At 40.9% G+C, this 10,140-nt stretch carries 5 protein-coding genes and 1 pseudogene; 2 read left to right on the top strand and 4 right to left on the bottom strand.

From position 1 onward, the window contains the following. Positions 1-64: 64 nt before the first annotated feature. The 3 genes and pseudogenes from glf to HT669_RS00285 all read right to left on the bottom strand — a co-directional run bounded on the left by glf (position 65) and on the right by HT669_RS00285 (position 5,214). Positions 65-1,165, bottom strand: coding sequence for a UDP-galactopyranose mutase (gene glf, locus HT669_RS00295; protein ID WP_000272518.1), 1,101 nt, complete (start codon positions 1,163-1,165; stop codon positions 65-67). A 288-nt stretch (positions 1,166-1,453) separates the two neighbouring features. Next, positions 1,454-3,411: pseudogene (locus HT669_RS00290) on the bottom strand (peptide ABC transporter substrate-binding protein). A 195-nt stretch (positions 3,412-3,606) separates the two neighbouring features. Then, complete coding sequence (locus tag HT669_RS00285; RefSeq protein WP_001156807.1) at positions 3,607-5,214, bottom strand: alpha-glucosidase; 1,608 nt, start codon at positions 5,212-5,214, stop codon at positions 3,607-3,609. A 152-nt stretch (positions 5,215-5,366) separates the two neighbouring features. On the opposite strand from HT669_RS00285, the gene HT669_RS00280 reads away from it, so the two are divergent. After that, complete coding sequence (locus HT669_RS00280) at positions 5,367-6,851, top strand: DUF1846 domain-containing protein (RefSeq protein WP_000743635.1); 1,485 nt, start codon at positions 5,367-5,369, stop codon at positions 6,849-6,851. A 94-nt stretch (positions 6,852-6,945) separates the two neighbouring features. Further along, positions 6,946-7,428 (top strand): S-ribosylhomocysteine lyase, encoded by a 483-nt coding sequence (locus HT669_RS00275; protein WP_000032561.1) that lies wholly within the window; start codon positions 6,946-6,948, stop codon positions 7,426-7,428. Between the two features lie 295 nt (positions 7,429-7,723). Here the strand turns inward: HT669_RS00275 and HT669_RS00270 are convergent, their stop codons facing one another. Next, positions 7,724-9,826, bottom strand: a complete 2,103-nt coding sequence (locus HT669_RS00270) for an ATP-dependent Clp protease ATP-binding subunit (RefSeq protein WP_172922191.1) — start codon at positions 9,824-9,826, stop codon at positions 7,724-7,726. Positions 9,827-10,140 lie beyond the last annotated feature (314 nt).

Here is a 10,140-nt window from a genome sequence, read left to right as displayed (position 1 = left end):
TTTAATTTTAGTTTAGTATAAAAATCTTAAGTAGCAAAGATTCTAAAATAACGGAATCCTTGCATTATTGTCCCAACTCTTCCTCGACCACTTCCAAAGCCCGTTCGATGACCACATGCATGTCGTAGTATTTATAATCTGCTAAACGACCACAGAAAATAACCTTGTCATTTGTTGCCGCTTCTTCCTGATATTTGGAAAATATAGCATTGTTTCTCTCATCATTGATTGGATAATAAGGCTCATCTCCACGTTTCCAATCAGCTGGGTATTCTCGAGTAATAACCGTTTTAGCTTGTGTACCATACTCAAAATGTTTATGCTCAATAATGCGAGTATAAGGAATTTCTCGCTCTGTGTAGTTCACTACAGCATTTCCTTGATAGTTTTCTTCATCAAAAACTTCATGCTCAAAACGAAGACTACGGTATTCTAACTCACCATGTTTATAATCAAAGTATTGGTCAATCATCCCTGTAAAGACAACTTTTTCAGCAGAAGCTTCTAATTCTTGACGATTGGCAAAAAAGTCAAGACCAAGTTCTACTTCCACATCCTTGAGCATATTTTCGATAATGACATTATACCCACCAATTGGAATTCCTTGGTAACGGTCATTGAAATAATTATTATCAAAGGTCAAACGAACTGGTAGACGTTTAATAATAAACGGTGGAAGGTCAGTAGCAGAACGTCCCCATTGCTTTTCAGTATATCCTTTAATCAATTTTTCATAAATATCTGGACCAATCAACTTGATAGCCTGTTCTTCCAAGTTTTTAGGTTCAACGTCCTTCATATGAGCCGTTTGATCAGCAATCTTATCTTTCACTTCTTGAGGAGTTTTTGTACCCCACATAGCATAGAAAGTATTCATATTGAAAGGTAGATTATAAAGGCTACCCTTGTAATTAGCTAGAGGCGAGTTGATATAATTGTTAAACTCAGCGAATTGATTGACATAGTCCCAAACTTTTTTATTAGAAGTATGAAAGATATGGGCACCATATTTATGAACATTAACCCCTTCTACATTCTCACAGTAGATATTTCCACCAATGTGGTCACGTTTATCAATAACTTTTACTTTTTTTCCACGCTTAGTCGCCTCATAAGCAAAAATTGCTCCCGACAAACCAGCACCAACGATTAGATAGTCGTACATAGTCTCTTCCTTATCACTTATCTTTACATCTCCTTAACTATAGTAAAAGAGAGGATCTTTATACTCTTCGAAAATCTCTTCAAAGCACGTCAGCGTCCATCTGCAACCTCAAAACAGTATTTTGAGCTGACTTCCCAGTTACTCTTTGATTTTTATTGAGTATTCGTTTCAATCTATTTTAGCACAAAACAAATCATTTCTCAGTTTTCGATAGCCGAGTGATTTAAAAAGACAAGCACCAAAACTGATGTTTGTCTTTAGGATTTTGCTTGAAAAGGCTATTTCTAACTATTTAACATGTTTTTCTGCTTCTTTTTGGGCTTTTTCGATTGCTTTTTTGCTTTCTTGCTCCCATTTACTTTTAGCTTCTTCAAACTGTTTGGTCGTCACAGTGTCTTTTTGCAGTTTCATGTACTTGTAGTTATTGCCATCACCCTTGATACCAACCAATGAATAGCCTCTTGTAAATGGCGTCACTTTGGTTACAGATGCTGTGCCACCACTTGACATAGCTGACATAATGAGAGAATTGTCAATCATCCAAGCCTGTGCTTCAGCGTATTTTTCATAACGCTTGGCTACATCTTTGTTTTCACTATCTGCATCTTTGAGCATCTTAGTGTAGGTATCCAGACCTAGACTAGTGATTTTTTCCTTATCTTCCTTGGCATCTAGTCCAAAAATCTTAAGGTAGAATCCATCCTCTGCATTGAAAGGATTGAGATAAGTTGATGGATCCTGATAGTCACCCACCCAACCATCAAAGTTCAAATCGTAGTCACGATCAGCTGCTGTCGGTGCTAAGAAGGCTACATTATTAAAATCATCTGTTGAAAGTTGCTGAACATCAATGACAATGTTATCAGCACCCAAAACTGACTCAAGGGTCTGCTTAACTGAGTTCATGCCTGTCACAGCATTTTTACTTGTCTGATCAACAGCCACATCCAAGTGAATAGGGAAAGTCACACCTTGACTTGCCAATTCTTTTTTAGCTTCCACAAATTTTGCTTGGGCTTTTTCTTTGTTGAAATAGGCATCCTGAGCATCTGCCAAGTTAATACCTGACCATTCTGTTCCGTAGTTGACCAATTTAGAAGCGACTACTTCTCCAAAGGTCTTGTCTCCAACTTGGACAAATGTAGGAGGTACTAGGGTGTTACGAAGAGTCTTGCTAGCTGCTTCTTCCCCATTTGACTGAGCAGAATAGGCTGTGCGGTCCAAGGCAAAGTTCACCGCTTGGCGGAAGTTCTTGTTCAAAACAGCTGTCTCAGTTGACTTCTTCTGCTCATCTGTCGTTTTAGCAGTGTGATTGTAGGCCTTACGGTTAACGTTGAAATTGAAATACCAAGAAGTCTTGTCCTGCAAGCTATAGACGATATTATCCTTATATTTCTCCTTGGTCTTAGCCAAGTTAGAACTATTTGGATAAACCCCAGCGATAGAATAAGCTCCACTTTCAAAGTTACGGATGGTCAATTCTTGGTCTGAACCATCAAAATAGGCCAATTTCACATGTTCAATTGATACTTTGTCATGATCATAGTAATGCGGATTTTTCGCATACTCGATCGATGATTTTGATGTGAAATCTTTTAACAAATAAGGTCCGCTGTAGAGAATACTATCTGGAGATAGGGTACCAAAATCTTTCCCTTTTGAGTTTAAAAACTCTTCGTTTACTGGGAAAAGAATACTGTTGGTTGTTTTTGAGTTCCAGTAAGGTTCTGGCCGTGACAAAGTATACTCAACAGTCTGGTCGTCAATGGCCTTCACCCCAACCTTAGAAAAGTCAGAATTCGCTCCTGTAATATAATCATTCAAGCCCTTAATCGAGTTTTGAATCAAGTCAATGGCCTGTGATTTATTATCCACTGCGTACTTGATACCTGTCACAAAATCTTGTGCCTTAACTGGGGCGTACTCTTCACCGTCAGCCGTGAACCATTTGGCACTTTTCTCAATTTGTAAGTATAAGTCAGACCGCCGCTTGAAACAGACCAGTCCTCTGCTAAAGACGGAACTAGATTTCCGTAATTGTCATTTTCAAGCAAACCATCAACTAGGTTGGTAATGATGGCTGTATTATCAGCGTAGTAGTCTAACAAGTAGTTAAATGCAGTTGGATTTCCACTAAAGGTTGATGAGTAAGTTTTTGTATCTGAACCTGATTGTCCGCAAGCAGCTAAAAGCAAGGCAAATGCAAAAGTCAGGCCTGCACTAAGGACACTCTTTTTTGTATTCATCTCCCTTCTACTTTATGTTAGTTTTTGTAACATAGGTTTGTTTTACCAAAATAGTGGAAATTTGTAAAGTTAATTGAATTTCGAGAATGAAAGTTTATAAACCTTGGTTATAAAAAACAAAGGATTTCTGCCTTTTCATACAGCCTTCCCTTGTTTTTATGCGATTTCAATTTTAAATTTTTCTGTAAAAAATATTTATAGTAATTCCACACAGAAAGCATCCCATGGAGCTAAGATTTGTTTTTCAAAGACTTCTTGAGCTAGGGTGTTTTCAATCAAGACAGATTTGACATTTCCTTCTACTACAAAGACTTGCTCTTCATTGGACAAGTTAGCCACAACTAGGAAACGACGGTCGCCATCTTTACGGATATAGGCGAAGACCTTATCAGCCGTATCAAGCAATTCAAAGTCAGCTCGAATCAGCCAGCTGTTCTCCTTACGGATTTGGACCAAGTTCTGATAAGTATAGAAAATAGAATCTGGATTTGCCAGCGCTTCTTGAACGTTGATTGCTTGATAGTTTGGATTCACTGCCAACCAAGGTTGACCTGTTGAGAAACCAGCGTTTTTGCTCTCGTCCCATTGCATAGGGGTACGGGCATTGTCACGTCCAATGACACGTATACTGTCCATGATTTCTTCCAGCGAAACACCTTTTTCAAGAGCTTCACGCGCATAATTGAGGGATTCAATATCTTCTACTTGATCCAGCGTTTCAAACGGATAGTTGGTCATCCCAATCTCCTCACCTTGGTAGATATAAGGAGTTCCTCTCATAATATGAAGCAAGATTGCAAAGGCTTTGGCAGATTTTTCGCGGTATTCTTGGTCATTTCCCCAGATTGAGACAATACGAGGGAGGTCATGGTTGTTCCAGAAGAGGGAATTCCAGCCGTCCTCAACTCCTAACTCTGTCTGCCATTTGTTGAAGATTTCTTTTAACTTAGCGATATTCAGCTCTTTTTGATAGTGCCATTTAGGCTGACCTTCCTGATACTGAAGACCGATATGTTCAAAATGGAAGACCATAGACAATTCTTGCCCCTTTGGGTCAGAGTAGAGCTTGGCAATCTCTGGCGTTGCTCCCCAGGTTTCCCCTACTGTCAAGAGATTCTTAGCTCCAAAGGTGGCCTGATTCATTTCCTTGAGATAGGGGTGAAGCATAGGACCATTATTGACTACCTTCTCGTCAGGAATTTTGCCAATCATGTCAATAACATCCATACGGAAACCACCAATACCTTTATCAATCCAGAAGTCCATCATATCATAAATTTTCTGGCGAAGTTTTTCATTTTCCCAGTTGAGATCCGGCTGTTTCTTACTGAAAAAGTGGAGATAGTATTGACCTGACTTTTCATCGTATTCCCAAGCAGACCCACTAAAGATAGAATCTAGGTCATTGGGTTCATCGCGCCAGATATAGTAGTCTCGCTCAGGGCTATTAGGATTTTCACAGGCCTCTACAAACCAAGCATGTTCATCCGAGGTATGATTGACCACCAAGTCCATGATGATACGAATATCACGCTTCTTAGCTTCCGCAATCAGTTGATCCATATCCTCCATGGTTCCAAAAATCGTTGCAATCGCTTGATAATCAGCAATATCGTAGCCATTATCATCCATAGGGCTGTCATAAACGGGAGAAAGCCAAATCGCTGTAATCCCTAGCTTGGCTAGATAGTCTAACTTACTGGTAATTCCTGGCAAATCGCCAATTCCATCTCCGTTGCTGTCCATGAAACTCTTTGGATAAACTTGATAAACTACGGCATTGTGCCACCATTTTTCTTGCATCTTCTTACCTCATTATTTTAATAATCTATAGTCTATGATAGCGCTTTTCAGATTTTTATGCAAGCGTTCGCCTAATCTTTTTGATTCCTTTTTTAACTCCGTAGTTTCCTAACTTCCAATTTTTTATTATAATAGAGGTCAGAGGTAAAAAAATGAAAAAACAAGCTTTTAGTTCTGAACGATATTTGAATTTACAACGCGACCATATTTTGGAACGCATTAACCAATTTGACGGCAAACTCTACTTAGAATTTGGCGGTAAAATGTTAGAAGATTTCCACGCTGCTCGTGTCCTTCCTGGTTATGAACCTGACAACAAAATCAAGCTCTTGCAAGAATTGAAAGAGCAGGTTGAGGTTGTGATTGCCATTAATGCTAGCAACATTGAACATTCCAAAGCACGTGGCGACTTAGGCATTTCTTATGACCAAGAAGTTCTTCGTTTGATTGACAAATTCAATGAATTAGGGATTTTTGTCGGCTCCGTTGTCATTACACAATACGCTGGCCAACCCGCTGCAGATGCCTTCCGCAACCAACTTGAGAAAAACGGAATTGATTCTTATCTTCATTATCCAATCAAAGGATATCCGACGGATATGGATCACATCATTTCCCCAGAAGGCATGGGCAAAAACGACTACATCAAAACCAGTCGCAACTTGATTGTCGTAACCGCTCCTGGACCCGGTTCTGGAAAATTGGCAACGTGTATGTCCAATATGTACCACGACCAAATCAATGGCATCAAGTCTGGCTACGCTAAATTTGAAACCTTCCCTGTTTGGAATCTTCCCCTTCATCACCCAGTTAACTTGGCTTATGAAGCTGCCACAGCTGACCTTGATGATGTCAACATGATTGACCCCTTCCATCTTCAAACCTATGGAGAAACCACTGTCAACTACAACCGTGATATCGAAATCTTCCCAGTGCTCAAGCGCATGTTGGAACGTATTCTCGGAAAATCACCATACGCTTCACCGACAGATATGGGTGTCAACATGGTTGGTTTCGCTATTACAGATGACGAGGCTGCTGTCGAAGCTTCTAAACAAGAAATCATCCGCCGTTACTATCAAACAGTTCTTGACTTCAAAGCTGAAAAAGTTGGCGAAGCTGCCGTCAAGAAAATTGAGTTGCTCATGAACGACCTCGGTATCACACCTGCAGACCGTAAGGTTGCTGTCGTTGCGCGCCAAAAAGCAGAAGAAACTGGTGGACCAGCCCTAGCCTTTGAATTGCCAAATGGGGAAATCGTCACTGGTAAGAACTCAGAACTCTTTGGCCCTACAGCCGCTGCCTTGATCAACGCCATCAAAAAATCAGCTGACATCGCTAAAGAAGTAAAACTAATCGAGCCTGAAGTTGTTAAGCCAATCCAAGGTCTTAAAATCGATCATCTCGGTAGCCACAATCCACGCCTTCATTCAAATGAAATCCTGATTGCACTTGCTATCACAGCTACAGAAAATCCTGATGCTGCCCGCGCTATGGAAGAACTCGGCAACCTCAAAGGAAGCGAAGCCCACTCAACCATCATCTTGACTGATGAAGACAAGAATGTCCTTCGTAAACTGGGTATCAACGTAACCTTTGACCCATACTACCAATACGACCGCTTATATCGTAAGTAAAGATTTCAACCTCTCCAGCCTCGGAGAGGTTTTCTCTCTGTCTCAGGAGCAACCTTTATGATATAATGAGAGAAGAAAACTGAAAGGATTTACCATGTCAAAAGAAGTTATTGTCGAAAGTTTTGAACTTGACCACACCATTGTCAAAGCACCCTATGTTCGCTTGATTGGGGAAGAAACAGGGCCAAAGGGAGATGTCATCTCCAATTATGATATTCGTTTAGTGCAACCCAATGAAGACTCGATCCCTACTGCCGGCCTTCACACTATCGAGCACCTCTTAGCCAAACTCATCCGTACCCGCATTGACGGCATGATTGACTGTTCACCATTTGGTTGCCGCACAGGCTTCCACATGATTATGTGGGGACGTCACGCCAGTGCTAAAATCGCAGCTGTTATCAAGGATTCGCTCAAGGAAATCGCTGAAACTACTACTTGGGAAGATGTCCCAGGGACAACCATCGAATCTTGCGGAAACTACAAGGACCACAGCCTCTTCTCTGCTAAAGAATGGGCAAAACTCATCTTGGAACAAGGGATTTCAGATGATGCCTTTGAACGTCATGTGATTTAAAATCGAGTAGGGGATAATCTCTAGCCCCTCTCACACCACCGCACGTGCCGTTCGGCATACGGCGGTTCAACTAACTTTTAACGCATGTCGTTCAAGGTAATAATCCAAACACGAAACCAGTCCACGTTTTTCCAGGACTGGTTTTGATATAGCACGTTTAAGTACCGACTTCTGAGCTACTATAGTAGACTGAAACTAGAATAGTACACCTCTACTACACGACATGCCCGTCGTACCTCAAAAGGAACCAGTTTTTTTCAGCTGGCTCCTTCTTTTTTATCCTCAAAATTCTATCTTAGGCTTTCTCACGAATAACCAAAACGCCATCTTCCATATCTGCTTCCAGATGTTTAGCATCTAAATGATCTAAGTGGAAGTCTGTCACCTTATCACGAATTTCTTGTTCAACCACGCGACGGAGAGGACGAACCCCCATGACTTCGTCGTAACCTTCTTCTGTGATATAATCTTTAGCCGCTTGACTGACTACCAAGTCAATGTCTTTCTTAGCCAAGGTTTGGTTAACTTCAGCCAACATCAAATCTACAATCTTAGAAAGGTCTTCCTTAGTCAAGTGTGAGAACTCGATGACTGCATTAAAGCGGTTGAGGAATTCTGGACGGAAGAAGGGGTTCAAACGGTCCATCAATTCTGGTTTATCCGCATCTTCTGTCAAGTTGGCTTCATAGCCAAATCCAGCATTTGAGGTCGCAATAATGACAGTGTTCTTGAAGCTTACTGTATTTCCTTGACCATCTGTCAAACGACCATCATCTAGAACTTGGAGGAGAAGGGTAATAACTTGAGGGTCAGCCTTTTCAATTTCATCCAAGAGAATGATAGAGTATGGATTGCGACGAACACGTTCTGTTAAGGTATTGCTATTGTCATCATAACCCACATAGCCTGCTGTTGTACCAATTAGCTTAGAAACAGCTGTACGGTCACTGTATTCAGACATATCCAAACGGATAATCGCATCCTGGGTTCCAAACATATCGAGTGCCAATTGCTTAGCAAGCTCCGTCTTACCAACCCCAGTAGACCCTACAAAGAGGAAGCTGCCGATTGGGCGATTTCCTTCATCAAAACCAGCACGGTTACGACGGATAGCACGAGCTACAGCTTCTACGGCCTTATCTTGACCAATCACCTTGTCTTGCAAGCGATGGGCCATATCTTTCAAACGTTCGATATCTGAAGCTCCCATTTGCGATACTGGGATACCTGTCATTCGTTCCACAGACTCAGCCACATCATTGACACTTGCAGTCACTTTCATATCTTCTGTGTGGTTTTCGATTTTCTTTTCCAATTCTGCAATGCGTGTTTTATAGTTTAGAGCTGCTTCAAAATCTTCTGCTTCAACTGCTTTTTCTTGCTTGTCTTTTTCCGTTTCGATTTCTCGTTCAACAGCATGCACATCTGTTACTGGATGTTGAGCCGCCAAGTGAGCAGCCGTTACATCGACAAGGTCAATAGCCTTATCTGGCAAGCTACGTTGAGGAATGTATTGAACAGAATAATCCACCGCTGCTTTCAAGACTTCGTCTGGCAAGATGACATTGTGGTGTTGTTGATAGAGATCACGAATGCCTTGAAGAATTTTAAAAGTATTCTCTGCTGAAGGAGCATTGACCTTCACTTCGTTGAAACGACGAGCAAGAGCAGCATTCTTCAAGATGGTGTTACGGTATTCGTCTTGAGTTGTTGCCCCAATCACTGTCAATTCTCCACGAGAGAGAGCTGGCTTGAGAATATCCGCAAGTCCTTTAGAACCACTGTCTCCACCAGTGCTACCAACACCAAGAATTTGGTGAATTTCATCAAAGAAGAGGATAATATTCCCTGCTTCTTTCACTTCATTGACTAAGTTTTGGACATTTTCTTCAAAGCTACCACGGTATTGAGTACCAGCCTCAAGACCTGAGATATCAATAGAAATAATTTCCTTGTTCTTGATAGCAGCAGGAACATCTCCGTTCACAATGGCTTGCGCTAGACCTTCGACAACTGCTGTCTTACCAACACCTGCATCTCCGACCAAAACAGGATTATTCTTGGTACGGCGTGAAAGAATTTCAGATGCTTCTTGAATTTCCTTGTTTCGTCCGATAACAGGATCCAGCTTGCCCTCACGCGCTTCTGCTGTCAAGTTACGACCTAGTTTAGCAAGGACACCATCTTGTTTCATACCTTTACCTTGAACGTACTGAGCTTGTTCACTTCCTTCGCTTGGAAGTTGACCAGTTTGACGGTAAATAGCGAATTCTTCAGGCGTTACTTCACGGCCGTTAATCAAGTAACGCCGATTTTCAGAACTATATCCTCGCATACCACCCATCAATTGGTTAAATAAATCATCCATGTTGTTAAAATTATTAAAGTTGTTATTCATATTCTTTACCTCTTTTTGTTATTTATTATTACTGATATTGACTATCTTTGACCTTTGTTTTAAAAAATTTAGACTAGCTAAATGGCTACTCTAGGTACTATTTCTGGTTTTTCTTTTTCAAGCAGGAGTAGACTATCTTTACTTCTAAAGATTTCTAGATTAAACATAGACCCCACCTCTTTCTATTTTACTTTAAATAATACTCTTCGAAAATCTCTTCAAACCACGTCAGCTCTATCTGCAACCTCAAAACAGTGTTTTGAGCAACCTGCGTCTAGCTTCCTAGTTTGCTCGTTGATTTTCATTGAGTATAA

It is taken from the genome of Streptococcus sp. 2100 (assembly GCF_013276335.1).
In the GTDB taxonomy this organism is placed as follows: Bacteria; Bacillota; Bacilli; order Lactobacillales; family Streptococcaceae; genus Streptococcus; species Streptococcus pseudopneumoniae.
The sequence above is the reverse complement of the archived record's forward strand: the minus strand, read 5'-3'. Positions and strand labels throughout refer to the sequence as shown.

Bases quoted from the DNA above. Each gene is read 5' to 3' on its own strand.
- glf (WP_000272518.1), bottom strand. From the start codon at position 1,165: ATGTACGACTATCTAATCGTTGGTGCTGGTTTGTCGGGAGCAATTTTT.
- HT669_RS00285 (WP_001156807.1), bottom strand. From the start codon at position 5,214: ATGCAAGAAAAATGGTGGCACAATGCCGTAGTTTATCAAGTTTATCCA.
- HT669_RS00280 (WP_000743635.1), top strand. From the start codon at position 5,367: ATGAAAAAACAAGCTTTTAGTTCTGAACGATATTTGAATTTACAACGC.
- HT669_RS00275 (WP_000032561.1), top strand. From the start codon at position 6,946: ATGTCAAAAGAAGTTATTGTCGAAAGTTTTGAACTTGACCACACCATT.
- HT669_RS00270 (WP_172922191.1), bottom strand. From the start codon at position 9,826: ATGAATAACAACTTTAATAATTTTAACAACATGGATGATTTATTTAAC.